Source organism: Corynebacterium mastitidis DSM 44356, from assembly GCF_000375365.1.
GTDB lineage: Bacteria > Actinomycetota > Actinomycetes > Mycobacteriales > Mycobacteriaceae > Corynebacterium > Corynebacterium mastitidis.
This window is the reverse complement of the sequence record NZ_AQXB01000035.1, coordinates 1-1347: the sequence shown is the minus strand read 5'-3', so window position 1 is coordinate 1347 and position 1347 is coordinate 1. Positions and strand designations below refer to the sequence as shown.

Genomic DNA, 1347 nt, shown 5'->3' with positions numbered 1-1347 from the left:
CCCGCCATTCCTCCCACAACGCCTTACTCAACAACCGAGAAAGAGTCTGCTCTACAACCCGCACGAGCGAAAAACGATCCCCTTTCCCCTCCCCAGACGTAACCAACTTCTTACCCACCAACCTGGACATACAAAACCCTTTCCACCGGCGCCTCTTACGCACGGCGCAGGTAGAATAGCCCATCCCCCACCCACCATGACGGGAATTAAGCACACCCCCCGGACCCCCATGTGGCGGCACCCCAATAACGACCAAGCACAGGCCACACCCCAGCACCCTAGGAGAGGGCAAGCTGCTGGGGGCTAGGAGCATCCGTTAGCGCAGGGCCAGCAGGGCCTTCACGTCTACCACTCCACCGCCAAACTCCGGGCGACCAGGAATACCCCCAATAGACGGCTTACCGTCACCGCGACGCGGAACACAAGTCACAGAAGGCGACTGGAAACGCTCAAACACCGCCGGCCTGAAAACACATGGGCCTCGGGCCAGCAGTAAGGAACGCACAGCACTTAGCTCCCCCCCCCCCCCAGCACTGCACACCACCAGGCACAGGCCCGCCGAGCACCCACCAAACGCGATCACCCAGTGTGGCCTGTGCGCTTTATGGTTAGGTCTGGTTACCCGCTTTTCTTGCTAGCGCATAGCATATGCACGCCACAGCTCCCAGCATAGCAATATACTTTCCTTGTGAAAGTATATTGCTATGCCAATTTCCCGTAACTATTTGAGCAATGCTCATCAAAACACCAACTATAGTTACACATACAATAATGAGAGGGGGAATTTTCTTCATTTCGCCTCAGATTTACTGGGACCAGCAAACTCCACCGGAGAATATTTTTACACCATGACCCCAGGAATTGCAGAGTCCGATTACTCCAGCATTGATGGCCAATACCCCAGCTATGGTTCCTGCAAGGGCGGGGCCCGCACCTGTTTCAGCCGTAATGATAGCCGCTATCCCCGCCACACCTGCCCCAGCACCCAAAGCATTCTGCACCGCAGAGGCGGTACAACTATTCAGGAGAACCGCCGGAGGGAACTTTTGAACACCGTTGCGCCCCTCACAAGCAGATCGCAGTGACGTGAGGTGCGGGGAAATCTCATCCGACTTCTTGTTCAGCTCCAAGAGGGCAGCATCGGAAGCCCGAACGTCCCACCCTTGGGTTAGCAGGCCTGCGGAGAAATCTTCAAGAGTTTTATCATCTATCGAAGGATCTTCCTGAGCTTTAGCGAAATCAAACGAGGAGTCATCCTGGTCGAGATACTTTTCAATACCGCGAAGCGATACTTCTTGAACTTCACTCAATCCGCTTTCTTGAGCTTCCACATTCTCATACGAGAAG

General features: G+C 54.9%; 1 protein-coding gene. It reads right to left on the bottom strand.

Features of this window, described 5'->3' with window-relative positions; genetic code table 11:
* Positions 1 to 806 precede the first annotated feature (806 nt).
* Positions 807 to 1347: hypothetical protein (locus tag B140_RS14095; protein WP_211208172.1), on the bottom strand; the 541-nt coding region annotated here is incomplete at its 5' end.